The organism is Shewanella sp. HL-SH4 (genome assembly GCF_051164845.1).
GTDB classification, from domain to species: Bacteria; Pseudomonadota; Gammaproteobacteria; order Enterobacterales; family Shewanellaceae; genus Shewanella; species Shewanella glacialimarina.
This window is the reverse complement of the sequence record NZ_CP195037.1, coordinates 1,282,657-1,308,251: the sequence shown is the minus strand read 5'-3', so window position 1 is coordinate 1,308,251 and position 25,595 is coordinate 1,282,657. Positions and strand designations below refer to the sequence as shown.

25 protein-coding genes are annotated in these 25,595 nt (G+C 41.4%); 11 read left to right on the top strand and 14 right to left on the bottom strand.

The window, feature by feature from the left end:
* Nucleotides 1-262: 262 nt before the first annotated feature.
* From ACRWQL_RS06670 to nqrF, 6 genes are all read left to right on the top strand, one after another.
* A complete protein-coding gene (locus ACRWQL_RS06670) occupies nt 263-1,639 on the top strand; it encodes a Na(+)-translocating NADH-quinone reductase subunit A (RefSeq protein WP_434952835.1) in 1,377 nt (458 codons plus the stop codon).
* Entirely contained in the window at nt 1,639-2,853 is a 1,215-nt protein-coding gene (locus ACRWQL_RS06665) for an NADH:ubiquinone reductase (Na(+)-transporting) subunit B (protein ID WP_434952834.1), read from the top strand. The genes ACRWQL_RS06670 and ACRWQL_RS06665 overlap by 1 nt, the downstream gene beginning before the upstream one ends.
* Nucleotides 2,843-3,613 (top strand): Na(+)-translocating NADH-quinone reductase subunit C, encoded by a 771-nt coding sequence (locus ACRWQL_RS06660; RefSeq protein WP_226410982.1) that lies wholly within the window; start codon nt 2,843-2,845, stop codon nt 3,611-3,613. The genes ACRWQL_RS06665 and ACRWQL_RS06660 overlap by 11 nt, the downstream gene beginning before the upstream one ends.
* Entirely contained in the window at nt 3,614-4,234 is a 621-nt protein-coding gene (locus tag ACRWQL_RS06655; protein ID WP_434952833.1) for an NADH:ubiquinone reductase (Na(+)-transporting) subunit D, read from the top strand.
* 2 nt (nt 4,235-4,236) lie between these two features.
* Nucleotides 4,237-4,845, top strand: coding sequence for an NADH:ubiquinone reductase (Na(+)-transporting) subunit E (nqrE, locus tag ACRWQL_RS06650; RefSeq protein WP_226410980.1), 609 nt, complete (start codon nt 4,237-4,239; stop codon nt 4,843-4,845).
* Nucleotides 4,846-4,910: 65 nt separating this feature from the next.
* A complete protein-coding gene (gene nqrF / locus ACRWQL_RS06645) occupies nt 4,911-6,128 on the top strand; it encodes an NADH:ubiquinone reductase (Na(+)-transporting) subunit F (protein ID WP_434952832.1) in 1,218 nt (405 codons plus the stop codon).
* Between the two features lie 115 nt (nt 6,129-6,243).
* On the opposite strand, the gene ACRWQL_RS06640 is transcribed toward nqrF, so the two are convergent.
* The gene (locus ACRWQL_RS06640) at nt 6,244-6,420 is read right to left on the bottom strand and encodes a helix-turn-helix domain-containing protein (protein ID WP_188840795.1); all 177 of its coding nucleotides are present in this window, start codon (nt 6,418-6,420) and stop codon (nt 6,244-6,246) included.
* A 177-nt stretch (nt 6,421-6,597) separates the two neighbouring features.
* Nucleotides 6,598-7,269, bottom strand: coding sequence for a nucleoside-diphosphate sugar epimerase (locus ACRWQL_RS06635; RefSeq protein WP_434952831.1), 672 nt, complete (start codon nt 7,267-7,269; stop codon nt 6,598-6,600).
* 162 nt (nt 7,270-7,431) lie between these two features.
* Between ACRWQL_RS06635 and ACRWQL_RS06630 the strand changes: the two genes are divergently transcribed.
* Nucleotides 7,432-8,103, top strand: a complete 672-nt coding sequence (locus tag ACRWQL_RS06630; RefSeq protein WP_434952830.1) for a nitroreductase family protein — start codon at nt 7,432-7,434, stop codon at nt 8,101-8,103.
* Between the two features lie 34 nt (nt 8,104-8,137).
* On the opposite strand, the gene ACRWQL_RS06625 is transcribed toward ACRWQL_RS06630, so the two are convergent.
* The 3 genes from ACRWQL_RS06625 to ACRWQL_RS06615 all read right to left on the bottom strand — a co-directional run bounded on the left by ACRWQL_RS06625 (nt 8,138) and on the right by ACRWQL_RS06615 (nt 10,767).
* Complete coding sequence (locus tag ACRWQL_RS06625) at nt 8,138-8,734, bottom strand: HAD family hydrolase (RefSeq protein WP_434952829.1); 597 nt, start codon at nt 8,732-8,734, stop codon at nt 8,138-8,140.
* A gap of 18 nt (nt 8,735-8,752) precedes the next feature.
* Nucleotides 8,753-9,235 (bottom strand): CIA30 family protein, encoded by a 483-nt coding sequence (locus ACRWQL_RS06620; RefSeq protein WP_434952828.1) that lies wholly within the window; start codon nt 9,233-9,235, stop codon nt 8,753-8,755.
* A gap of 161 nt (nt 9,236-9,396) precedes the next feature.
* Nucleotides 9,397-10,767: a DUF4397 domain-containing protein gene (locus ACRWQL_RS06615; protein WP_434952827.1), complete on the bottom strand. Its 1,371-nt coding sequence runs from the start codon at nt 10,765-10,767 to the stop codon at nt 9,397-9,399.
* Nucleotides 10,768-10,945: 178 nt separating this feature from the next.
* Here ACRWQL_RS06615 and ACRWQL_RS06610 point away from each other — a divergent pair, with 178 nt between their 5' ends.
* Nucleotides 10,946-12,097 (top strand): endonuclease/exonuclease/phosphatase family protein, encoded by a 1,152-nt coding sequence (locus ACRWQL_RS06610; RefSeq protein ID WP_434952826.1) that lies wholly within the window; start codon nt 10,946-10,948, stop codon nt 12,095-12,097.
* A 79-nt stretch (nt 12,098-12,176) separates the two neighbouring features.
* Here the strand turns inward: ACRWQL_RS06610 and pepN are convergent, their stop codons facing one another.
* From pepN to ACRWQL_RS06580, 6 genes are all read right to left on the bottom strand, one after another.
* Nucleotides 12,177-14,759 carry an aminopeptidase N gene (gene pepN / locus ACRWQL_RS06605; RefSeq protein WP_434953345.1) on the bottom strand — a complete coding sequence of 861 codons (2,583 nt, stop codon included), beginning with the start codon at nt 14,757-14,759 and terminating at the stop codon, nt 12,177-12,179.
* Between the two features lie 164 nt (nt 14,760-14,923).
* Nucleotides 14,924-15,517 carry a penicillin-binding protein activator LpoB gene (gene lpoB, locus ACRWQL_RS06600; protein WP_226410971.1) on the bottom strand — a complete coding sequence of 198 codons (594 nt, stop codon included), beginning with the start codon at nt 15,515-15,517 and terminating at the stop codon, nt 14,924-14,926.
* Nucleotides 15,518-15,544: 27 nt separating this feature from the next.
* Nucleotides 15,545-16,936, bottom strand: a complete 1,392-nt coding sequence (locus ACRWQL_RS06595; protein WP_434952825.1) for a COG3014 family protein — start codon at nt 16,934-16,936, stop codon at nt 15,545-15,547.
* Nucleotides 16,937-16,990: 54 nt separating this feature from the next.
* On the bottom strand, nt 16,991-17,503 hold the full coding sequence (def, locus tag ACRWQL_RS06590) for a peptide deformylase (protein ID WP_434940054.1): 513 nt from the start codon (nt 17,501-17,503) through the stop codon (nt 16,991-16,993).
* A 72-nt stretch (nt 17,504-17,575) separates the two neighbouring features.
* Nucleotides 17,576-17,788 carry a SlyX family protein gene (locus ACRWQL_RS06585; RefSeq protein WP_226410968.1) on the bottom strand — a complete coding sequence of 71 codons (213 nt, stop codon included), beginning with the start codon at nt 17,786-17,788 and terminating at the stop codon, nt 17,576-17,578.
* Nucleotides 17,789-17,808: 20 nt separating this feature from the next.
* Nucleotides 17,809-18,762: a WD40 repeat domain-containing protein gene (locus ACRWQL_RS06580; RefSeq protein ID WP_434952824.1), complete on the bottom strand. Its 954-nt coding sequence runs from the start codon at nt 18,760-18,762 to the stop codon at nt 17,809-17,811.
* A gap of 154 nt (nt 18,763-18,916) precedes the next feature.
* Between ACRWQL_RS06580 and fkpA the strand changes: the two genes are divergently transcribed.
* Nucleotides 18,917-19,666, top strand: a complete 750-nt coding sequence (gene fkpA / locus ACRWQL_RS06575; RefSeq protein WP_434952823.1) for an FKBP-type peptidyl-prolyl cis-trans isomerase — start codon at nt 18,917-18,919, stop codon at nt 19,664-19,666.
* A 114-nt stretch (nt 19,667-19,780) separates the two neighbouring features.
* On the opposite strand, the gene ACRWQL_RS06570 is transcribed toward fkpA, so the two are convergent.
* Nucleotides 19,781-20,746: a zinc transporter ZntB gene (locus tag ACRWQL_RS06570; RefSeq protein WP_434928367.1), complete on the bottom strand. Its 966-nt coding sequence runs from the start codon at nt 20,744-20,746 to the stop codon at nt 19,781-19,783.
* 197 nt (nt 20,747-20,943) lie between these two features.
* On the opposite strand from ACRWQL_RS06570, the gene ACRWQL_RS06565 reads away from it, so the two are divergent.
* On the top strand, nt 20,944-21,312 hold the full coding sequence (locus ACRWQL_RS06565) for a YacL family protein (protein WP_434952822.1): 369 nt from the start codon (nt 20,944-20,946) through the stop codon (nt 21,310-21,312).
* Nucleotides 21,313-21,495: 183 nt separating this feature from the next.
* Here the strand turns inward: ACRWQL_RS06565 and ACRWQL_RS06560 are convergent, their stop codons facing one another.
* A complete protein-coding gene (locus ACRWQL_RS06560; protein WP_226410963.1) occupies nt 21,496-22,125 on the bottom strand; it encodes a response regulator in 630 nt (209 codons plus the stop codon).
* Nucleotides 22,118-23,830: a nitrate/nitrite two-component system sensor histidine kinase NarQ gene (gene narQ, locus ACRWQL_RS06555; RefSeq protein ID WP_434928369.1), complete on the bottom strand. Its 1,713-nt coding sequence runs from the start codon at nt 23,828-23,830 to the stop codon at nt 22,118-22,120. The genes ACRWQL_RS06560 and narQ overlap by 8 nt, the downstream gene beginning before the upstream one ends.
* 293 nt (nt 23,831-24,123) lie before the next feature.
* Between narQ and nrfA the strand changes: the two genes are divergently transcribed.
* Nucleotides 24,124-25,518, top strand: coding sequence for an ammonia-forming nitrite reductase cytochrome c552 subunit (gene nrfA, locus ACRWQL_RS06550; RefSeq protein ID WP_434952821.1), 1,395 nt, complete (start codon nt 24,124-24,126; stop codon nt 25,516-25,518).
* Nucleotides 25,519-25,595 lie beyond the last annotated feature (77 nt).

Genomic DNA, 25,595 nt, shown 5'->3' with positions numbered 1-25,595 from the left:
AGGCTTTTTATGTCATTTTAGTCATGCCTAGTTTCAAGCGCTTACTTAAGCTCTTACTTAAGCGCTAACATCAAATGTTATTTTTGTAGTAAAAATAACATTTGTTTGTGCTTAGCCCTCCTTGTAGTGATCTGCTTCACAATAGCTACCGGATATCATGTTTTAAAATTACCGAATACCTCATTAGTGTGATCTTGCTTCATACATTAGCGTTTACAAAGATTTAAAATTGCTCATCGAATTTTTATTGATGGTGATGATAATGGCAGGGGTTTCAAACCAGATAATAACCATTAAACGCGGCTTGGATGTACCTATTATGGGTCTGCCTATTCAACAAGTGTTTGACGGTGAAAAAGTCACAACAGTGGCTTTATTAGGTGAAGAATATGTTGGCTTAAAACCGACCATGTTAGTTGAGGTGGGTGACAATGTTATTAAAGGGCAAGCGCTGTTTGAAGACAAGAAAACCCCTGGGCTAAAATTTACAGCACCTGCTAGCGGCAAGGTTAGCGCAATCCATCGTGGCGAAAAACGCGTTTTACAGGCGGTTGTAATTGAGTGTGATGAACAGCAACAAGCTAAAAGCTTTGCGCGTTATGATGACTTTAATCAGCTAAATCGCCAACTTGTGGTTGATAACCTTGTCGATAGTGGCCTGTGGACCGCATTACGTACCCGGCCATTTTCGCGGGTACCGCAATTAGACAGCCAACCTGCGGGTATTTTTGTTACTGCAATGGACAGTAACCCGCTTGCCGCTGACCCTCGTATTATTATTTCTGAGCAAACGGAGGCTTTTGTTGCCGGTTTGCAAGTGCTTACCTATTTAACCGAAGGCAAAGTGTACCTGTGCCAGGATGATAACGCGCCCTTATTGAATCACGATATCACCATTAAATTGTCTAAGGTGTCTATTCATCAATTTAATGGTGTTCATCCTACTGGGTTAGTGGGTACTCACATTCATTTTATTCTGCCAGCAAGCATAGAGCGCCCTGTGTGGCATTTGGGCTATCAAGACGTTATTGCCTTCGGTAAGTTATTTTTAAATGGTGAACTGTATACCGACCGAGTGGTGGCTTTTTCGGGCCCTAATGTGCTTGAACCGCGTTTGGTTCGCACCCAATTAGGTGCTCAATTAAGTCCGATTGTGGCGGGTAAAATTAAGGATGTTCGTTCACGCATAGTGTCTGGCAGCGTGCTAAATGGCCACACTGCAGAGGGTAGCTACGATTATCTAGGTCGTTTTCATAACCAGATTTGTGCGCTGTCTGAAGATGACAAACATGAATTACTGCCCTGGGTGCGAAACGATCAAGGCAAATTTAGTCTCACTGGCATCATGATGTCGGGCTTTAGTCGTACCAAAAAATTGTTCGATTTTACCACCCATGCTGGTGGTTCAGCCCGCGCGATGATGGCGTTTGGCCAGCTTGCCCGTGTGATGCCTTTAGATATTCTCCCCACCTTACTTATTCGTGATTTAGTGGTACGTGATACCGATGAAGCACAGCTTTTAGGTGCGTTGGAGTTAGATGAAGAAGATCTCGCGTTATGTACCTTTGTTTGTCCTGGAAAGTATGACTTTGGTAAAGAATTACGTGCTTGCCTAGATATTATCGAGAGGGAAGGTTAATGAGTAAGCCTATTAAGAAACCGTCGACCCAAGACAAGTATTATGAGCACGGCGATTCGATGCGCAAGTACTTACGCTCTTTATGGATTGCCCACGGTCGTAGCACCAAGGGGCAGGTTCATGTACGTGACGCCATTGATGTAAAACGTACCATGCATATTGTTGGCATGTGTTTATTGCCAGCATTATTTTTTGGTATGTACAACATTGGCCTACAAGCCCAACTGGCTATTATTGAAGGTGCTAGTGCACCTGATACTTGGCATTTAGCCATTTTCAATATGCTATTTTCAGGCCTAACTGCTGAGTCTGGCATATTAAGTTTATTTGCCTATGGCGCGAGTTTTTACGTGCCTTTTTATCTTACTGCGTTGACCGTTAACCTGTTCTGGGAAGTCATATTCTCCAGAATGCGTGGTCAAGAGCTGCATGAAGGCTTCTTTATCACCGCGTTACTATTTTCACTTATCCTGCCTGTTTCTACCCCGCTGTGGATTATGGCGATAGGCATCAGTTTTGGGGTTATTGTTGCCAAAGAGATGTTTGGCGGCATGGGATATAACTTCTTAAACCCGGCCTTAGCAGGTTATGCGTTTATTTATTTCGCCTATCCAACAGAAGTGGCTGCAATAAGTCAGTTTGTTGCGGTAGATGGCTATTCAGGGGCGACAACCTTAGGGCTTGCTGCGGCCAATAAACTCAGCTTTGCTGATGTAAGTTGGATTGGGGCATTAAGTGATCCGCTATGGTGGGATGCTTTCTTTGGCTTCACTGTGGGATCGATTGGTGAAACCAGTGCCTTAGCGATATTACTGGGTGGCGGCATTTTGCTGATGACCCGTGTGGCTGACTGGCGAGTGGTTGCTGGGGTGATGTTTGGTATGATTGCCACCGCAATTATATTTAACCTCTTTGGCCCGGCTAAAAATGCCATGGCTACTATGCCGTGGACATGGCATCTGGTCACTGGCGGTTTTGCGATGGGGATGATGTTTATGGCTACCGACCCAGTAACGGCCTCTTATACCCGCAATGCCAAATACGCTTATGGTGCTCTGATTGGCTTTATGACGGTATTGATCCGAGTGCTCAACGTCAAGTTACCAGAGGGCATTATGTTAGCCATTTTATTTGCCAACTTATGGGCACCGTTATTCGATTATCTGGTGGCGAGAGCCAACATCAAACGGAGACTAAAACGCCATGGCCTTTAAAAAAGATTCGGTGATGGGAACCATGGTTTTCATTATTAGTTTGAGTTTAGTGTGTTCTTTTATGATCACCGGCACTGCCGAAATTTTAAAAGAAAGAAAGTTAGTTAAAAAACGTGATGAAGTGAAGCAGTTTGTATTAAACGCGGCTGGTATTGCCAATAGTTCTGCCGACTTTAGAGAGTTGTTTACAACGCGTGTGCAGCCTAAATTGGTCGACTTAGAAAGCGGTGAGTATATCGAACAGGAGAATCTGTTAGATTTTGATAGCCGCATGGCGGCGATTAATCCAGAAACCTCTAGTAAGCCGAAAAAAGATACCGCCAAAATTAAAAGCCGTGCCGATCAAATACGTATTTTTGAGGTGTTCGATGCCCAAGGCGAGTTAACCAGCATTGTCATGCCTATTTACGGTAAAGGTTTGTGGTCGATGATGTATGGCTATTTAGCGGTCGAACCTGATCTTAATACCATTAAGAATATTGTGTTTTATGAACACGGTGAAACACCCGGTATTGCCGATTTTGTAACTGATCCAGATTGGACATCGCTATGGCAAGGTAAGAAGCTGTTTGACGCCAAAGGCAAGATAGCGATTAAGGTTGTCAAAGGCGGCGCCAAAGCCGGTGATGTACATGGTGTTGATGGTGTTTCTGGTGCAACACGTACTGGTGTTGGCATACAAAAAGCGGTTGAGTTTTGGTTTGGCGTTGAAGGATACCAAACATTTCTTCACCGTTTTGCTAAAGCGGAGGAGAAGTAAATGAGTCGGTCAACTTCAACAAAAGACATATTAACTTCGCCGATTTTTGCCAATAACCCAGTAGCCATGCAGGTGTTAGGGGTATGTTCAGCGTTGGCGGTCAGTAACTCAATGCAAACTGCATTGGTGATGACTTTAGCGGTAACGTTTGTGTTGGTTTTTTCCAATGTGATTATTTCAACCATTCGCAACTTTATTCCCAACAGTGTGCGAATTATCGCTCAAATGACCGTTATCGCGTCATTAGTGATCATCGTTGATATGGTGCTGCAAGATGTCGCTTATGAGCTGTCGAAACAGTTATCGGTATTTGTCAGCTTAATCATTACCAACTGTATCATTATGGGCCGTGCTGAAGCATTTGCGATGAAGTACCCACCGCATCTTGCGTTTGTCGATGCGGTAGGTAATGCCATTGGCTACGGCGTTATTCTGCTTGGTGTTGCCTTTGTGCGCGAACTGTTAGGACGTGGTTCATTGTTTGGTCATGAAATATTGACCACAGTAGCGAACGGTGGTTGGTATTTACCTAACGAAATGTTCACTTTACCACCCAGTGCATTTTTCTTAATTGGCGTGATGATTTGGGCGATTAACGTTGTTCAACGTAAGCGAGGATAATCATGGAACACTATATTAATTTATTTATCCAAGCAGCCTTTATCGACAATATGGCGCTGTCATTCTTCTTAGGTATGTGTACGTTTTTAGCGGTATCGAAGAAAGTGTCCACCTCATTTGGCCTAGGTATTGCCGTTATCGTGGTGATGATGTTGGCTGTGCCGATTAATCAACTGATTTATGTCAATGTACTGGCCCCTGGCGCGTTAGCCTGGGCTGGAATGGCTGACTTAGATATCAGCTATTTACAGCTCATTACCTTTATTGGTGTGATAGCCGCATTGGTGCAAATTTTGGAAATGTTCTTAGAAAGATACATTCCCACCCTGTATCAAAGCCTAGGGATTTTCTTGCCTTTGCTAACGGTCAACTGTGCCATTTTTGCCGGGGTTATCTTTATGGCTAACCGTGATTACAACTTAACTGAATCAATCGTGTTTGCCGCGGGCAGCTCGGTGGGTTGGGCGGTGGCAATTGTGCTATTAGCTGGGCTGCGTGAGCGGATGAAGTTCAACGCTATTCCTGAAGGTTTGCAAGGTATTGGGATTACCTTTATTACCACAGGTTTGATGGCATTAGGTTTTATGTCTTTCGCTGGCATTACGCTGTAAGGCATTGGGAAGCAGAGTATGAATTCCTCACAGCAGAATGACAGATTAATAAGAAGGTGCATTTAATGGAAATGGCAATTGGTATTGGCATGTTTACCATAGTAGTAAGCCTGTTAGTCATGGTGATTTTAGTCGCCAAAAGTAAGTTAGTGAACACAGGCGCAGTAACCATTAGTATTAATGATGATGCGTCTAAAACCGTGCGCACGCCTGCGGGTGATAAATTACTTGCCGCATTAGCAGGTAATCAGATTTTTATTCCATCAGCATGCGGCGGTGGTGGAACATGTGGTCAATGTCGGGTAAAAGTGAAGTCGGGTGGCGGTGATATTCTGGCCACTGAACTTGACCATATTACTAAAAAAGAAGCCAAAGAAGGCTGTCGTTTAGCCTGCCAAGTTGCTGTGCGCAGTGATATGGAACTTGAGGTCGATGAAGAAATCTTTGGTGTTAAAAAGTGGCAATGTGATGTTATCTCTAACAATAACCAAGCGACCTTTATTAAAGAGCTATTACTTAAAATACCTGACGGCGAAGAAGTCCTATTTAAAGCGGGCGGTTATATTCAAATTGAAGCGCCAGCGCATGAAGTTCGCTATGCCGATTTTGATATTCCTGCCGAATACCGTGATGACTGGGATAAATACGATTTATTCAAGCTAGTATCAAAGGTTGATGAAGAGGTATTACGCGCTTATTCAATGGCGAATTACCCCGATGAGAAAGGCCGTATAATGCTCAATGTGCGTATTGCTACGCCACCGTCGGAAGGTTTACCACCGGGTAAAATGTCATCGTATATTTTTAATTTAAAAGCCGGTGACAAGGTGATTATTTCTGGCCCATTTGGTGAGTTTTTCGTTAAAGAAACTGATGCTGAAATGGTATTTGTCGGCGGTGGTGCGGGGATGGCGCCAATGCGATCGCATATTTTTAATCAATTAAAACGGGTTAAAACCGATCGTAAAATGACTTTTTGGTACGGCGCTCGCTCTAAACGTGAAATTTTCTACCAGGAAGATTTTGATATGTTAGCGGCTGAAAATGATAATTTTGAATGGCATGTGGCGTTATCTGAACCACTCCCCGCGGATAATTGGACCGGTTACACAGGCTTTATTCATAATGTGTTATTTGAAAATTATCTTAAAAATCACAAAGCCCCGGAAGATTGTGAGTTCTATATGTGCGGTCCGCCAATTATGAACTCTTCTGTCATTAGTATGCTTGGAAGTTTAGGGGTTGAATCTGAAAATATTTTACTGGATGACTTTGGTGATTAAGTTAACTCAGTTTAGATAACAAAAAGGGAAAGCATTGCTTTCCCTTTTTTAGTGATTGGTTTATCTCTTTGCCTGATATTTAGCGTGATAGTAAGTCTAAACGTTAGGGTAAAAACTAGCCTAGGCGTTTTGAGAAGTCTAAATAACGCATCACTTCTCCCTCTGGAAACGTCAGTTCATCACCATCTTGATGACTCGATAACAAATTTTCTCTGGCATAGCGCTTAATCGTTGCAGGGCTTTTATCTAAAATTTTACAGACTTCTTCAAGGGTGAGTAATTTATCGCTCATTGCTATCTCCAAAGTTATTGAGTGTTCATGTTTTACTTTATATTTTTTGCTTTCGTAACAGTATAGACAATCTTGAGCAAATTATTCGTTTTCACTGTTTATTATGTACAGCTTCAAATTTATTATGTATGGCTTCAAATTTATTATAGATAGCTTCGATATTGATTATAGATAGCCTTAATGCTGATTATGCATGTCATGGTTATTAATAATACTAACCGACTTAGATGCCTGTTGTACTGAATTGACCATGACCTGTGCAACTTGTAGTGCATTGATAGGTTTATATTTTTTAAGTGGGCCGATAAACAAAAAGCCAGTTAAGTTAAATAACCACTGACCAATCTGTTCCAGTGTCCGACTGTCTGCGCGTTTGCCAATGAGTAAACTAGGCTGAAAAATTTGTACATGGGGTAAATGTAATTGGCATAGCTCCTGTTCCATTTCACCTTTGACACGGTTATAAAACACGCTAGATTTTGGATTTGCATCTAATGCACTCATGACCTGAAGCACTAGCGTTGGGTGTGATTGGCGCTTAAGCAGTTTAGCAAAAGCCAATACACCTAATTTATCCACTTCGATAAACGCTTGCTGGCTTCCTGCTTGTTTTATGGTGGTGCCTAAACAGCAAAAACCATGATCGATAGGCTCAGGTAAACTCAGTTCATGCAATTCATCTAATTCGCAGGCAATATAGTGTAGCTTTTCTTCACCAAAGTGATGCGCGGTTATGTGCGGTTGTGAACGCCCTAAAACATATACTTTTTGATATTTATCGCTATCTAATAACAACTCGAGTAAAGACTTTCCGACCAATCCGGTTGCACCTATGATGGCTGCTATCATTGTGTTACATCCTTATAAAAATCATTACAGCACTGTATCCAGCTAATGGATGAGTTGCAATACATGGATCGCGTTGAAAATGACAATTTTCTTTTTATGATATAGATGTGGCATAGTCTTATTGTTAATAAAACAATCTTTATCATGACTCAAGGAACGATAATGTCAGACGATCATTTGTCACTGAGCGACTTTATAGAATATTCGCAGGATGAGATGCTTCATCGGGCTGAAAAAAATTATCATGAAGTTAAGCGCAGGCATTCAATTCGAAAATTTTCAAATCGCGCGGTGCCCAAAGCAATCATTGAACAATGTATTTTAGCCGCAGGCACGGCGCCTAATGGCGCTAATCACCAGCCTTGGCATTTTGTCGCCATTCAAAGCCCTGAGATAAAAGCGCAAATTCGCCAGCAGGCAGAAGCATTAGAGCAAGCATTTTATGCTGGACGTGCAGGTGAGGAGTGGTTAGATGCATTAAAGCCTTTAGGTACTAATGCCAGTAAACCTTATTTAGAACATGCGCCTTGGTTGATCGCGGTGTTTAGCCAAAAGCGTAAGCAGGAAGAAGGCGAACAAAAGAGTAATTATTATGTTCACGAATCAGTGGGTATAGCGACAGGTTTTTTAATTCAAGCGTTACATCATGCTGGATTAGGTACGCTGACTCATACGCCTAAACCGATGAGTTTTTTATCTAAAGTATGCGGTCGCGATAATGATAATGAACGACCTTATATGTTAATTGTTGCTGGTTATCCTGCAGAAGATGCGACAGTACCGACCCATGCTTTAGATAAAAAATCGTTAGCTGAGATATGCGACTTTATGTAATTAGCACTCAAAATAACCATAAATGAAACGCCTATTAAGGCGTTTTTTTTAAGCGATATTGCTTAATAATGGTTAATAACTCATCGAGACTTTTAACGATAATATCGGATAAATGTTGGTAATGTGCTTCAATACCATGATTGATAAAGCAGGCAATCATACCGGCATTATTGGCCGCTTGAATATCATATAAATAATCACCTACATACATAATATGCTTGGGCTCAATTTGCCATTGTGTCGCAATAGCGATAAGTGCATCAGGGGCGGGTTTGGCGGGATAGCATTCGCGAGTTAGTACTGTGTCGATATTAATTTTGTTTTGGGTGAGCTTTAGTTCACTCGCCGCCTTGCTATTGCGGGTGACAATGGCACAGGGGATTTGTTGTCTTTCAATAAAACTAAGCAGTACAGCCATGCCAGCCAATGCCTTAGCGGTTCGGGCATCTTGGTTTTCATGTTCAATAATGATTTGGTTAGCTTTGTCTTGAAGCTCTTTACTGCCCAGCGACTCCACATGTTTCAATACATCAATATCATCAGGGCAGCCTATTTGTTGCCGAATAAGGCTGAAATCTAGGCTAGATTCTACAAGAGTACCGTCGAGATCAAAGATAATGCCTTGGATCATTTGCTGCATGCTCCTAATTTATTGAAATGAAATTGAGTGTAAAGCGATATCAAATTGGCCTTGCTGTTTATCCGCGATCAAAATGCCGACTCTGTTTATCTTTGCCAAGTTTAATGCGGGACCATTGTGAACTGTTCGTCCTCTAAAGCCAATTCGAAAGTCATCGACCTTAAAAACATGCTCACTTATTTGATCTTTCTGGGTAGTAAATTCGGCAATATACGCTTCACCATATTGTAAGTCAGCCGTTTTAAAGCGCAGTTGATAACGCTTACCATCACCTTTAACAATTAACTTACACACGCTTGCCTGTTCAAGTTCCGTTAATAAGACGAACTCAACTGAAGCAAATCCGCCGTTATTGTCTAATGAGACTAAGCCGGAAAAATCAACGGACTGTTTCGACTTATTCACATGGCTAGATGATAACCCACCCATTACAGTGTCATTGTTAATGTTCATAGACTTAATATGATGGCTATCGGCAAATTGTAATTCCACCTTAGTTTTCCCTATAGCTAATTGACTTGCAAAACATCCTAGTACGAATATCAATATAGTTAATAATTTGAACATTGAATATGCCCCATTATAAAAAAACGGCTTATCCGGGTTAAAGATAAGCCGTAAAGGGTTTACGGAGATTAAATGGGTATAACAAATTACATTACGGTGAAGTCATCTAAAAGGATCACTCCAAATGGTGCACCTCCACCAATATTATCAACTGCGGCAACGCCATAAACACCAGAGGCATCTAATGTTACTTCTAATGGACCAATAGCGACATCTTTAGTATTAGCTACAGTGACACTAATAGTGTAAGTACCTGGAACAACACTGATGCTGCCTGATGATGCTTTAAATGGAACATCTTCTAGGGCTGGAGTCGCTTCACTAATGTCTGCCGATGCGGTCAGGTAGATATCGACCTCAGGCGCAGAATAGGCTGCGTGGGTTACTGTGAGTTTAGCTTCAGTTGCCACTCGACGTGTTGAGTCCATTAATACCAATGGTTCAATAGCGTTGCTGGTTAGCGAGCCAATCGCTAAAGTGCTATAGCTCATGCCTAAGGCTAAATCTACAGCTGCATTATCTATTACCACTACAGCGTTATCAGCATCAGCGGCAACTGTTACTGTATGCGCGCCTTCGGGTACATTCAAGTAACCCGCTATCTCACCAAACGCTAACATATCAACAGCGGGTGTTGTTGCGCCATCTAAAAATACATCAACGGCAGGTGCATCCGCTACAGCATGTACGACACGCAGGTCTGCACCACTGTTAACATCATTAAGTATTGCTTGGCCTTCAGTTAACGCAACATGCAATGCAACAGGAGATGAACCTGACCAGGTATTTGGGATCGCGCTAATAAAGTAATCTTGCATATCGCCTAAGGCAACTGTGCCTGAGTCATATGCGACATCTTTCATGCCAGCCGCTGTGATTCTAATTTGATAGTCACCTGCTGCAACTTCAAGCTGTGGGCTAGCGTCCATGTAATTAGCTGATAGCGTTGGCGATACATTGCTAATATCTGCATCAGGAGCTGTTACATAAACATCAACTAAACCTACAGAAGGTGTAGCATGAAGCACCTGTACCCGAGCATAACCAGTGGCAATATCGGCCATTGGGTTTTGAATAAGTTTTACTGCAAGGCTGCCATCAGCAACTTTGCCTAATGCAACTGCTGTGTATTCGATCATATCTGCTGCAACTAATTCTGCTTCTAATACTGTTGTTGTCGTGCCGTCAGCAAGAATTGCGTCAACATCAATGTTATAGGTAGCAGAGGTCACTTCAAGTAAACCACTGGACATAGCGTAGTCCACATCGGCAAGTAACTCAGCGCCATTGGCAGTGACATTAACCTTGGGTGCGTCGCTACCGGCATGGATTACACGCACATGTGATGTGGCAACTGGTTCTGGTGGTGTGACTTCGACGACGTCGTTATCATCATCAGAACAAGCTGTTAGTCCAACAAGTGACACGCACAACGCAAAGGGATAAATCCGTTTCATTTTGTAATTCCTCATAGGGTTAGATGACGAATTTTCTATACGGGGTGATTTTTTTATTGGTTCACAAAAAAATAACAATTAAGGCGATTTAATTTGCTTTATTTATTTAAGTATATGATTTTAAATTTAATATTATATATGTATTTTTAAGTTATTGAGACATTCAGGGTTTACGCCTATGATGTTTGCCATTATGGAACTAAAGAACTCAACTAATTTGTTATCTTCCCCTGCTGCCTTAATTCAATATAGTGTCGCATCGATAAATCTATTTAACTTTATTGCGCCACCTAATGCCTACTATGATTTTGAAAATATTTACTCCACTGAACAATGGCGTAAAAAATGCGCCTGGATCAGTGATTTTATTCAACAAAACCAACCAGATATTATTGGTTTTCAAGAGGTTTTTAGCCCCGATGCTTTAAAAGCTTTATGCCAGCAATTAGGCTATGACTACTTTGCAGTATTAGATGAACCAGAAGTGCAAAGTGACTATGTTTATCGTCATCCGGTAGTGGCATTAGCATCACGTTATCCAATTACTGAGATGGCCAATGTTGAGGTTGATCAGGCAGCTTGTCAGGCATTAGGTCTGTCACAATTTAATTTTAGCCGCTTGCCACTGCGTGCCACGGTAGAGTTGCCGCAGTTTGGCCCCTGTGATTGTTATGTGATCCATTTAAAATCCAAGCGAAGTGGCTTTGATAAGGATGACCTAGCTGATAGTGGTGCTTCGGGCGCCGCCGATTTTATATCAAGACAAGTGTTAGGGCGTTGGGCGTCAAGTATTCAGCGTGGCAATGAAGCGACATTTCTGTGCCATCAGATGTTGATCCGCAAACATCAAAAACACACGCCCTTTGTGTTGATGGGGGATTTTAACGATAAATTACACAGTGATTTACTTGCCGCATTTCATCAAAATTTACGCGTGTATCGTAATGATATTGATGATAAAAAACTTGCCGGTTTGAGCGAGCAACAATTACTCGCTGAGCTGAATCAATTTCGAATTTACGACAGTTATGAATTATTTAAAGCGACGACTAAATCAAATGCTAGCTTAGCCTTAGATGAATTTGAATCAGTAAAAGATACTGATATTCAGCTGCCGATATCACGCCCAGCAACTCACTATTACGGCAGTGAAGGCTCAGTTTTAGATTATATTTTAGTCTCGAGTGAGTTTGATCCTAAACAATTGAAAAATTTAGCCCACATTGAGCAATACCAAACATTTGATCGTCATTTAGTGCGACCGGATTATGAACGCGACAGCGACAGTACAGATCATGCTCCTGTAATGATGACCTTTAGCTTACGTTAGTGGCTTAGTACAAAATGAAAATGGCCAGCAAAATTGCTGGCCATTTTCATTGATAAGCTTTGTTATTAACAAGCTTGAGTTACTGAGGTTTGACTAATTGCTTAATATTGATGCAACGATACTCATTTTGACGGGTCTCTAATAAGGCGCGGCGGGTCAGTTTTGATAAGCCTGTTTCAGTATTAAGCACTTGATCTATCATAGTAATATTATCAATTGAGCAGGCACGTGGAATTAACGCTTGAGTATAACTGCGCATAAATACCGGGCCTTTTTTATCTAACTCAATTAAATTCGCTAATCGCTGCTCTGCCGTAGCGGCACTGAGTAAATTTTGCTCGGCAGGATACAAGTTAAACATGGCTACCCGCAGTTTAGAAAACGGCATGGCTTGGCTATGTTCAATGGTATTTAGCCATTGGCGCTTAAGGTGTGCTTGTGGGCGAATAACCTCAGCAGCAAGGGCGGCCTTTTCACCTGAATCAGATGTGTCGGTCATTTTTTCACGTTGGAGTAATGCATAGGCGTTGCCGTAATCAAAGCGATTAAGTTGTCTAATGATATCCCAACGTAAATCTTGATCTAACCCTAAGCCTTTTACTTTAGCGGTGCCGGTTAACAGTTGCTGCAAGTGCTTTAACGGATCTGACTGGGTTGATAAACTAACGTATGCGGAGAACCAACGACGTTGGAAATCACTATTTTTATGATGCTCCATTGTCATGCGTAAGCTCATCTGACTGAGTGCTCGGCTGACTTTATCTGCATACTGTTTATTGGCGGGAGCCATTAAATCGAGCATTTCTTTGGCGCGCAGTAAGTTACTAATCACTTGACCTAAAATGGTATAATCTTGCTCAAGTGGCGCATTAATTAATGCTACATTAATGAAATCATTTAACGGGGCCTGACCATCTAAAACACTATCCCACATGCTTTGCCATAACATTGAACGCAATAGAGGATCGTGCACTTTATTGAGTGCTTGTTTGGCAGTATTCATCGATCGTTGGTCTAAATCAACTTTTACAAAGCCCCAGTCATCTAGGTTTGGATAGACTAAATCAGGACAATATGCGCCTACCAATTCGCTGACGTCAGTGCGTGCACCTTTGTAGGTGACCACAGCGGTTTGATGTTCTTCAACGCCATGTTGGCGTTGATAAAATAAGCCAATTTTAACTTTTTGTTCGCGTAATGTTGGAAACTCATCGCTTACGGCGCGCTGAGCCAGTTGGAAGTCGCTAATCATGCCGTTGGCACAGGTGTATTCAGCTTTAATGCTGTTAACGCCTGCTTTGTATAACCATTCTTGAGTCCACTGACTTAGATCACGGTTACTGGCTTTAGCTAAGCTACCGATAAAGTCATCTAGTTGGGCATTTTGATAACTGAATTCGGTAAGGTACTGCTTAACCCCTTGGCGGAAGGTTTCTTTACCGAGTAAATGACTTAATTGATTTAACGTTGATGCGCCTTTTTGGTAGGTAATCGCATCGATATTATCAAAGGCATTTTGAGTTGTGGCTACAGGCACTTCAATCGGGTGGGTGGTAACCAGTGAATCTAACTCATAAGCGCGTTGCTTGCCTGATGCATAAAAGGTACGCCAGGCATGAGTGAATTCAGTCGCTTCTGCTGTGGCAAGTGTGCCCATAAAGGCAGCAAAACTTTCATTTAACCATAATCCATTCCACCATTTCATGGTGACTAAATCACCAAACCATTGGTGTGCCATTTCATGCATGATAACGCCTGCGAGGCGCTCTTTTTGCGAGGCGGTCATTTTAGCGTTAAATAAGAATCTATCTTCTGAAAAGGTTATCGCTGCAGCATTTTCCATTGCACCATATAAAAAGTCAGGTACTAGGACTTGATCGTACTTTTTGAATGGGTAAGGGATGCCAAAATAACGATCAAAAAAGTATAACCCTTGTTTGGTATAGGTAAACCAGTCTTGTGGAGTGACTTGCTCAGTGACCGACTGACGAGAGAATAATCGCATCGGGTACGGGCCTGTATCATCTTGCCATACATGATATGGGCCAGCATGTAGTGAAAAGTTATATGGGCTTAACTTGGGTGATGCGGGAAATACCCATACATTATCATTACCTTGTGCGCTAATGCTGCTTTCGCGCATTGCACTTATCACTTGCCAATCTTTAGGGGCATGAACGTTAAGCTGGAAACTGGCTTTTAAATCGGGTTGGTCAAATACGGCGAACATCTGCTGCGCTGCAGCCGGTTCAAAATGCGAGTACAAATAGACTTTGCCATCTACCGGGTCAACAAAGCGATGTAACCCCTCACCATTAGTGCTGTGTTCGCGAGTAAACTCAATGGCAATAGTATTTTGTCCTGATTGCAGCAGCGACGGGCTTAAAGTGATATAGCTGCCATTGTATTTAGGGTAGATTTTTGAACCATTAACTATCATAGAGATGATATTCGCTTGGTTTAAATCTAAGGTCAGGTTTTTTGCTGTGCCATTTAATTCGAAATTAACAGTGGATATGGCGCGAAATTGACTTTGTTCACTTAGAAAAAAGGTCAGCTGATAGTCAACATTGCTGATCACCCGAGCGCGTTCACTGGCTTGATACTCACTAATAAAAGGCGTGCCGTCCCGAAGACTGGCGGTTGTTGACGATGTATTCATACAGCCGGTTATTGCCGTGGCTGATACACAAATACCGAGTAGTTTTACTATAAAGGCGTGTCGCAATTTCACTTAATGGTTTTCCTAACGTTGCACAGCAAAAGTTGTTGCAGATATAAGAAAGCCGACATGAATGTCGGCTTTAATAATATATAAATTAAATTTTACATACCTAAGAAAGACTTAGACTTAGTTTTACGAATTTCTTTTTCATCAGACCATTCAATTAAACCTGTTTCCAAGTCCATTAAACGCATGGTCATTTTGTAGTACACATCTTTGGTGCTGCCATCTTGCTTAACTATGCTAGATAAGTTGCCATAAAGCATAAATTGCGCACCAATCTGGCGACCAAACTTAATCGCTGTAGTTGGGTCAACCATACCCGCATTGTTTTGATAATCGAGCTGTTTGCGAACGGCATCTACCTTGGTCATGTCAATAAAACGAAACTTACCAGAGCGAAGTAACTTGTTACTGATGGTGTCGGTAACTGACTCAGTATCGATATGTTCAGAGGTTTTGTTTTTAATTTTGTCGACAAAAATAATTGGACGGTTATTTTGAGTCATCACCACAACCGGTGGGAAGGTCATCATGCTATCAACCATTTTAGCCGCAATAGCTTGTAAATCAGTAGAGCCGAAGTTTTCGTTAACGGTTTCGACTTCTGTAGCGTCGCCATATTCCACTTTGGATTGACAAGCGGCTAGCCCCAACACTGCGGCAAGAACAAATATTAGTTTCATTGGTTTCATAATCAATTCCATAAGTTGGTGGTGCAATTACAGGATTATCGAATAAAAACGGGTACGAGTACCAGTATCTATAACCCAAATTAATGTAGTTTTATCTGATTTAATCTCAATTTTAGTCTTTTGTGTATTATCTAGGCTAATTTCATATTCGCCTGGGTCAACATATTGCCGAGCAATTTGCGCGTTATTAGGCAGGGTTAACCAGCTTCTGCGATCAGCTTGTTCTGTAATAACATTAAAAATTTGCATTGCAATCACGCCAGCATCAATTTGGTCGTTACGGCGCTTACTTTCACTGCGTACGCTTTGTGCCATTTCAGCTTTAGCATAAACCCTTAGCGCCTGTCTCACCAATGCTGCGGGCAAGTCTTCTTTTAACGCATTAATTGCCAGCGCGTCGATATTGGCTATGGTTTCAGCTTTAAGGACGCTGCCAAGCCCCTGAATAGAGACCGGTGCGCTATTATTCATCGCAGGTTGATATGTCGCCAGTGACACGGTTTGCCAGTTACCATCGATGGTAAAGGGTACTGTCAGACTTTGCTTTTCAGGCACAAAACCACGCTCAATTAAAAACACCACTTGGCCTTGTTTTGGGGTGGCTAAAACTGCATCGCCCCAACGGCGTGAAAAATCGTCATATTGTGGCATCGAAAGTTGCTTAGCCAGCCTAACTAAATCCTGTTGTAAGTATTTATTATTAGGTGATATTTGAGCTGCTTTACGGTAATCAATGAAGGCGTCGTTGGGCTCACCGAGTAATTCGTAAAGCAAACCTGTGGTGTAATAACTGTATGCATTTAAAAATGAGCTGGTTACTGTTCCGGCTGATTGGCCTAACTTGTTTACTTCAGCGTCTATTGTGCCGTTTGCCATCGCCTGGACTGATTTTTGTGACTTTTGGTAGCGAGCTTGCTCACTGCTTTGCAATTCATTACTGCGTCTTAATTCTACCATTGCGCCCTGTGAATCACCTGAAAACAGGTAGTTTAAGGCTTGGTACTGGTGCAGCATAATCCGTTCATAGCCTGGGCCGCGATAGGGAATAGCATTATCGTTTAATAATAAACTACTGGCTTTGGAGCCCATGTCAGTGACGCTGATTTTAGCTTTATCATCAAAGGCTTTATAAGCTTCTATCGCTTGTTGGTAATAGTGTTTACTTTGTTCAAAACTGCCATTGATTTGCGCTAAACGTCCAGATTCCTGTGCATATAGTAAGCCGTCATTAGAGTCGATTTCATTAGCAATATCATCAAGGTCAAGTGATGGGATAGGGCTGTTGATTTGTTGTTTGTAAGGGATTATTTGTGATGGATAATTAATGAATATACTGTTGAACGCACAGCCTGATAGAGTCAAACACATCAAGATACTGATAATGGTTGAACGTGGTATCAAGAAAGCATTCAGTTTCATTCATTATCCTTACTGTTAAGTGACCCATTGAAAATTTTAAACGCTAACGTAGATTTAAATATACGCATTTTGCTTAGTTTGTTCGCTCATTAGGCTTCGCTCAAGCAAGGTAATGCCCTGAAGATGGTCAAATTCATGCTGAAAAATGCGCGCAATAAACCCAGTTAAATTTTGAGTCACCAAATTACCATTTAGTTGTTGATATTGCACTTTAATATCCGCATGACGCCAAATATTAATTCGCTGCCCTGGTATAGATAGACAACCTTCATCGGCAGATTCCATTAACTCAGAGGCGGCCAATATAGTCGGGTTAATTACCACAATAGGGGTCATAGTTGGCGCGGTGGGATAACGTTCATTAGGCCTGGAGGCCATAATAAACATCGCCACAGTGCTAAAAACCTGTGGTGCGGCAATGCCTACTCCGTTTGCAGCCGTCATGGTTGCCAGCATATTGGCGGCTAATAATTGAATAGACTGATCAAATAGGGTCACTTTTTCAGCTGTTAAGGTCAAAATATTTTCCCCCGTAACAGCTATTGGCAACAAAATAGCATCAGGCATAAACATCCTTTGCAGATAATATTCGTTAATGTGAGTCAGTATTAGATTTAGCGTTCCAGCTAATTAACCGCATTAGTAATGCGGCGGTGGTGTTTCATCTGCGTGACTGGCCATATTACTGGGTTCAATCGCATGTAATTTATTAACCATTAGCATAATTTGATGTTGCTGGCGCGACACAATATCATTTAACTTAATCACTTCTTGATTCAATTCTTCCAAAGTAATTTCTTGAAACGCCATCTTAGTTTCTAAATCATCAATTTTGGTTAATAACTGTTCCATTCAAACCTCGACAATAATATTTATAAATCCCAGGCTTCTAATAAACCTTGGCTGCTAACACTCATCACTTTGCCAGTGCTGGGCTGGGCGACAGAGTATACTACAGCGCCTCTATTTTGGCTGTTTTTAGTCACCTCAACTTGCCATCTTTGCTGGCGTTCACCAGAGTTGACTTGCCATAAAAATATTTCTTTAGACGGAGTACCGGTTAGCAGCTGAGTATTTTGGTTAACAAAGCGTGCGCTAGACACATTCATTTGGCGACGTTCAATTAACAGTGCACTGATTTTTTTGCCTGAGTTTGATTGCCAAATTGCTGCATTGCCAGTGATATCACCGGCAAAGCTTAGGGTGCCATCACCACTGAGTAAAACTTTAGTAATTCTTGAATCTAATTGCCATTGCTGTAAAGGCTGGCCTGTTTGTGCTTGCCATAAAAGGATTTGTCCATCATTGCCACCACTTAAGGCAACTAATCCATCATCAGAAATAGACACACTGTTCACTTTTTCCTGATGGCCTAAAAACTGGATTAATCCCTGATTATCAGGTTGAAGCGACATGACAGAGCCATCAGCCAAACCGATTAACGCATGACCATTGTTAGCAATAGCGACACTTTGAGCGTAAGCAGGTAATGTCCACCAGCCGACAGAGTGGCCATTATCGATATTCCATATTGCTACAGAGTCACTGGATAAGGTGGCGGCGTAGGCATTGTTAGTTGAAATGGCAGTGTCAAATACATTGCTGCTATTACTTGCACCATGTACCCATTGATACTTGATTGCTTTATCAGCGAGAGACCAGAACTGTACGCCATTATTGGCTGTACTAATTAATGCATATTGACCATCTTTTGATAAGGTGGCGTGGTAACTCGCATCTGAGGTGAGTACCACGGTATTATCAGCCTTAGGTTGGCAAGCAATGAGTAAAATAGAGCAAAAAAACAGCAGTAAAACGCGTAACATGAACTTGCTCCTTAAAAATTTGTCCATAAGGACTCAACCCAATGGTATATCAGAAATAGTTAGTATAAAGTGGCTCACTAACATTAGCCTAATTGTCTCATTACAGACAATGATGTGCTTATTGTAACCACTTAAGGATGCTGAGGAAGCTTTAATGAAATCAATTTATAAATTATCGTTAGTTGCATTAGCCGTTGTTGGTCTAACTGCATGTAACCAGGAAGAAGCTGTAGCGAAAAAAGTTGAGCTTACAACTGAAGCTCAAAAAGAAGCTTACAGTGTAGGTGCATCTATCGGTAAGTACATGTCTGGCCATATCAAAGAACAAGAAGAGCTTGGCTTTGCTGTTGATCGTACTTTGATCATCCAAGGTTTCAGCGATGGTTTAGTTGATACTACTGACTTGACCGAAGAAGAAATGCAAACGGTTTTACAAGGTCTAGACAAAAAATTAAATGACAAGCGTTTAGAGCAAGCTGAAACCTTAGCGGCTAAAGCGATTGAAGAAGGCCAGAAGTTTCTAAGTGACAACCAAGCTAAAGAAGGCGTTGTAACGACAGAATCTGGATTACAGTATGAAGTATTAACTGCAGGTGAAGGCGATAAGCCTGCTGCTGAAGATACAGTAGAAGTGCATTATCGTGGCACATTAACCGACGGTACTGAGTTTGATAGCTCATACACTCGTGGCGAGCCTGCAAAATTCCCGCTTAACCGCGTAATTCCAGGTTGGACCGAAGGCGTTCAGTTAATGTCTGTTGGTGCTAAATACAAGTTTGTTATTCCAGCTGAATTAGCTTATGGCGATCGTGATACTGGTACTATTCCAGCTAACTCGACATTAGTGTTTGAAGTTGAATTAATTTCAATTGAAAAGGCACCTGCTGAAGCGGCTGCAAAATAACTTATTAGCTAATCGTTAATAATTAATATCAAAAATGGGCGCTAATTAGCGCCCATTTTTTTATGTATTCTAGATAGGTATATTTACACAGTATTTCATGATTGAGATAGCGTATTAAATCCATTTTAAGCGATAAAACAAGTACATTTGCATCGCGATTAAGGCTATTAATCCACCACAAAATGCGGCAAATGCCCAACTTGATTCTGCTCCTGGAATGCCGCCGATATTCACCCCGAGTAAACCGGTTAAAAACCCCAGTGGTAAAAAGATCGCAGAAATAAGTGATAAGAAATACAAACGTTGATTGAGCTGCTCGGCTTGTCTTGATTGAAGTTCCTCTTGAGTGAAGCTGGCACGATCGCGTATGGCATCTAAGTCTTCTATCACTCTTATCAGGTTATCCTGAGTTTCCCGCAAACGAATTTTATCTTGCTGGTCAAGTAGCAGGCTGTTTTCATGCAGGATTTTTCCTAATGCTTCACGTTGTGGTGCAAGGTATCTTCTTAACACTACGGTTTGACGGCGTAACTCAGCAATATCTATGCGTAATGACTTATTGGTGTCTGTTACAACTCGCTCTTCTAATTCATCCATCAGTTCTTCAAGTTTGTTAATGTAACCCACTTGGCGCAGCGTAAGGTGATCGACAACTGATAAAATAAACCCGGCACTATCAACAGGCCCTTTGGCTAACTGAATACTGTCAGCCACTTCTGTAATTGATTGTAATTGGCGCTCACAAGTAGAAATAATCCGATGTTCTTCAATATAAATACGTATTGAAACCATGTCCTCAGGATCTGAGTTAGGGTTGAGGTTCACTCCACGTAATGTTAATAAAATACCATTAGCTGAATGCACTACCCTAGGGCGAGTGTCAGACGCCAGTAAGGTATCTCTTTCGGCTTTTTCTAAGTTTTGATTGTTCAACCAATGACGGGCATCGGTTGATTTATATTTTAAATGCACCCAAAGCAAACCATCTTCGGGCTTCCAACTGGCTAACTGCTCTTCTGATAGCGTTTGACCTGCATTTGGGCCAGTTAGCAGTAAACGATAAATAAATCCTTTGTGCATAAGGCATTTCCTTAACGAATTGTATTTGATAATCAATTCTGATGAATTAGGGCTACTTTACGATATATACTGGCAGCGCCCAATAGGTATCGTACTGTCATTTACAGCAAAATATCATTTATGGTTTAAAATAGGTTATAGCAAAATGAGTTATGGCCAATAATTATTAAAAGCCTGAGCATAATTAAGAGTATAAAATGGAATTCGAATTTCGACGTAATCGTCTAGATGACACTGTATTTGCCAGCTTCAGCATGGATCATGAAGTGTTTGGTCGCTGGTTTGCCGAAGAGTTAGGCGCTGATGTGACACGTGCTCAGCAAGTGCTGACTCACATTGCCCAATTAATCGCTGGGGTTAACACCCAATGGCGGGACATTGGTAATGATTTAACCCTTGATGCCGACATTGAGCAGGTCCGTATTTTTGTTAACGCGATTGATTTTGACGAAGAGCATAATCTTGAGGACGGTATGACATTGTATAATGCTGAATCAGAGGGGTATTGTGGCCTAGAAGACTTTGAAAAAGCGCTTAAAAGCTGGTTGGTATTTATTCAAGAATAAATTTTTCAGATTTAATTGGTGTTTGCTGCAGATAGGTTACAAGGTACAAATGTTATTTAAGCGCGCTTTTCAAGCGCGCCTTTTCATCGGATAAGGCATTATATTATACAGAAGCATCAGCTATCGCCTTTGTATTGATTTTAGTTATCGTGAATTAGTCATAAATCAAATTATTACAGTAGCTTATTGGTTTAGGTACCTTACCGCCATCTCTGTACGTGATTTAGCATTTGCTTTGCGCAATAAGTTTTTAACATGCACTTTTACAGTGCCTTCGCTGATATGTAAATCTTCTGAAATCACTCTATTACTTTTGCCTTCGGCCAATTCCTGTAAAATTTGCAGTTCTCGTGGGGTGAGGCTTTCAATCCATCCATTATCATCCGGTGCGGTCTTCAATTCGTATAGATAGGCCTCAACTTCTGCGCTGATCACGCGGTGGCCTGACATGGCCTTTTTAAGCTGCTCTAACAGTAACTCTGGCTCAGTGTCTTTTAATAAATATCCATCAGCACCAGCACGAAGCAGACGAATAACATCTTGTTTCGCATCTGACACCGTTAGAATTACAATGCGAGCGGTTACCCCTTCCTGACGCATGGCATTTAAGGTATCTAACCCCGACATGCCCTTCATGTTTAAGTCTAGCAATATAATGTCCGGCTCATTAGCGCTTAATGCAGTTAACGCATCTAAGCCGGTACCGACTTCACCGAATAGAGTAAAATCTCCATCAGAGGTAATGAGTTGGCAAATACCACGACGAAGTAAGGGGTGATCGTCGACAACGAGTACTGAATATGGCTTACCCATTTAAAGGCTCCTGCTGTGGTGGAAAACTAAGTGTTACTGTGGTGCCGCCAGTAGTGTTAGCACTAAAGGACAGTTGGCCATTTAATTTGCTGGCACGCTCATGCATTATACCAATGCCAAAGTGTTGATCACGCTCTTTTAAATGTGACACACCCATGCCGTCATCTGAAATAGTGATGTTAATTATTGCTGATGATGTTAAGTGACAATCTATCACGATATGTTTTGCTTTGGCGTGTTTAATTGCATTTAACGTGGCCTCACGGGTTAAATGTAAAATATGAATATGTTGTTTTGCTTCAAGTAAATGCGCTGACAATGCATATTGTAAACTCAACTGAATATCTGTTTGGGGCCTTAGCTGATCAAGCATCACTTCTAAGGCGTGGTTTAAATTAGGCTCTTTAATGGTTAAGCGAAAAGTCGATAATAATTCTCGCAGTTGGGCATAGGCAAAGCTGACGCCATCGTTAATTTCAGTTATTTGAAGCTCTACTGCTTCATTACGGCAATTGTCAGGTAATTTTTTACGTAACAAGCTAACCTGGATTTTTAAAAATGATAATAACTGCCCTAAAGAATCATGTAACTCACGGGCAATAACAGCGCGCTCTTCCATTAGCGCGAGTTGTTGCCTTTGTTCTGTCGCATTATGGATAGTAATTGATCGTGCTAGCATCACCGCAAAATTAATAAATAAGGGTGTATTGAGCTTATGTGTGGAAATGACTTCTAAATAGCCCTGGCGGGTTTGCTCTAATTGTAGCGGAAAACACACGCTATTTTGAGGTGTCGAAGGCCAACCTTTACTGGCCTCAATAACGTCTTGAGATTGGTCTTCATGTTCAATGACTAATCTTAAAAAGTCTAATTTTTCATATGTTTGAAGTTGATCTAACGCTGACTTTAGTGCTTTGTAGTCAAGCCGGTCTGAATGCAACATAATCAAGTTATCATATAAGAAATAGAGTTCATTGTTGGCACGTGTTAGCGCTAAGGTCTTATCAGATACCTGTTGTTCAAGATCTTGATATAAATTTGATAATTCTGAGGCCGTTTTTTTCAGTGCATTACTTAATGCCGTTAGCTCTATGTAATCCGTTTTAGGCATATCGACATCGAAATTACCTTGTGAAATAGTAATTGCACTATCCATTAATAATTGCAGCGGTTTTACCACTCGCCTGCGGGTAAACATAACGGCAATAGCGGCAACGATTAACATTAATGTCAACCCAATAACTTGACTCAGGACCAGTAACCTCAATTTATCGGCGGAAAAACGTTCGATTTCTAATACCAGAGTATCGACGGTATCAACAAAATCGGTTAACGCTTCACTATAAAGCTTGGTTTCACCAGTTTCTGCATAGGTTCTCATTAACTGCCATTTATCTATCACTAGTAAGTACTGTTTTGATAAGGTTTTTGGGCTGTACCATGCGAGGGAATTTTGCAGTTCATTTGAGTTGAGAGTGTTTTCAAACTCTTCAATTTTGGCGTTGACTTGGTCATTTTCTGTGTTGGCAGATAGCAATAGTCGATAACTTTGCATACGTAATGAACCTGAGGCATTGATTGCTCGGGCATCACCAATGCTGAATGATAAATTAATAATTGAGTACACAGCTAAACTTGAAGAAAGTAAGATTAGCACTAACATTACTCCCAGTATCGTAGAGGTTAAACTACCGCGTTTTAACATTTTCGATCCATTTTATGACGTTTTTCAGCTGAATTAGTGTGACATGTTTATCTACTTAAAACACCACTGAAACTCAGGTAAAAAGAGAGTTCTACATTAGCTAGCGCTTTAATACATTAACAGAATTGAAAAAATGTGAGATACAACACGTTCACATATTGATCTGGCGCATACTTCTATCTCTATACCCCGAAAGGGGTATTCTTAATTAAGGCTTAAATAGCTAATTTTGACCTTGGAAAGATCGTGGTTATAAATTAATTATAAAGTAACACGGAGTGAAGGTGATGAAGATGAACATAACAAATACTGTATTAAGTGCAGTCATTGCGACCAGCTTTTTAGCTGCTGGTGCAATAGCAAGTGATAAGACTGAACCCCGCAGTGAAGTATATAAAGATAAGTATTCTGCTCAGTATCAGTCTTGGCATGATACTAGCGAAAGTAAAGAAATTGTTGATATGTTGGAAGAAGTACCTAGCTTAGTGGTTTTATGGGCAGGTTACGGTTTCGCAAAAGATTATAATGCGCCACGCGGTCACCATTATGCGGTCACTGACGTCACTAACACATTACGTACTGGCGCCCCTAAAAATGCTGAAGACGGCCCAATGCCGATGGCATGTTGGAGTTGTAAAAGTCCAGATGTTCCCCGTGTAATCGAAGAGCAAGGCGAAGATGGCTATTTTGCGGGCAAATGGGCTAAAGGCGGACCTGAAATTGTTAACACAATCGGTTGTAGTGACTGTCATGAAAAAGGATCGCCTAAATTACGCATCTCTCGTCCATATGTCGATCGTGCATTAGGTGCAATTGGCACACCTTTTGATAAAGCATCACGTAAAGATAAGCAATCTATGGTTTGTGCGCAGTGCCATGTAGAGTACTACTTCGAGAAAACAGCGGATAAACCAGGTTTTGTGAAGTTCCCGTGGGATATGGGAACTACTGTTGAGCAAATGGAAGTTTACTACGACAATATGGAGTTCTCTGATTGGACCCATGCTGTATCTCGAACTCCTATGCTTAAAGCACAGCATCCAGGTTATGAAACTTGGAAAGCAGGTGTGCACGGAAAAAACAACGTAACCTGTACAGATTGTCATATGCCTAAAGTGGCTAAAGCAAATGGTAAAGGTAAGTTTACCGATCACAAAGTGGGTAATCCGTTTGACCGTTTTGATGAAACCTGTGCTACCTGCCATAGCCAAAGCAAAGAGTTCATGGTTAATTTAACTAATGAACGCAAGCAAAAAGTAGGTGAACTTAAAGCCAGTGCTGAAGCACAATTAGTTAAAGCTCACTTTGAAGCAAAAGCGGCTTGGGATGCGGGTGCAACTGAAGCTGAAATGAAGCCTATTCTTATGGATATCCGTCATTCACAGTGGCGTTGGGACTATGCAACTGCATCACATGGTGTAGCGGCTCACGCAGCTGATGAAGCGTTACGTATTTTAGGCACCGCGGTTGATAAAGCGGCTAATGCACGTATTAAGCTTGCTCATCTATTGGCGGCTAAAGGTGTTAAGCAACCCATTGCTTATCCTGACACGTCGACTAAAGCAAAAGCGCAAGCAGCATTAGGCATGGACATGAAAACAATGAATGCAGAAAAAGAAGCATTCAAGAAAAATCTAGTGCCTAAATGGCAAGAAGAAGCAAAAAAACGCGAAGCGACTTATAAGTAAGTTGTAAGTTTACTCGAGGCAACTTTGAAGAGTTAACTTGAATTAGCTAAATGCTTTAGTAAAGCCCTCGAAAGAGG